Annotated in this window: 1 pseudogene; it reads right to left on the reverse strand. The window is 38.1% G+C overall.

The window, feature by feature from the left end:
- A pseudogene (locus WA325_RS21310) lies at nucleotides 1–268 on the reverse strand (IS3 family transposase); the annotation flags it as partial.

Here is a 268-nt window from a genome sequence, read left to right on the forward strand (position 1 = left end):
AAAGCAATTACTTCTCCATTGTATACATCCAATATACTGGAAAGGTACAATTGTTTCTGTCCATAAGGCAAATATGTGATGTCCGTTACTAGTTTTTCAAGAGGACGATCAGACTGAAAGTTCCGATCTAATATATTATCAACCACGGCATATGGCTGCCCATTCTTCTTGCGTTTTTTCACCTTAACCCGGCACTGCCACTGATTTTTCTGCATGATACGCTGAACCGTTTTATGGTTAATACGCATTTCCTTTTTTAATATAGCTG

The organism is Bacillus sp. 205(2023), from assembly GCF_037027485.1.
GTDB lineage: Bacteria > Bacillota > Bacilli > Bacillales > Bacillaceae > Bacillus > Bacillus halotolerans.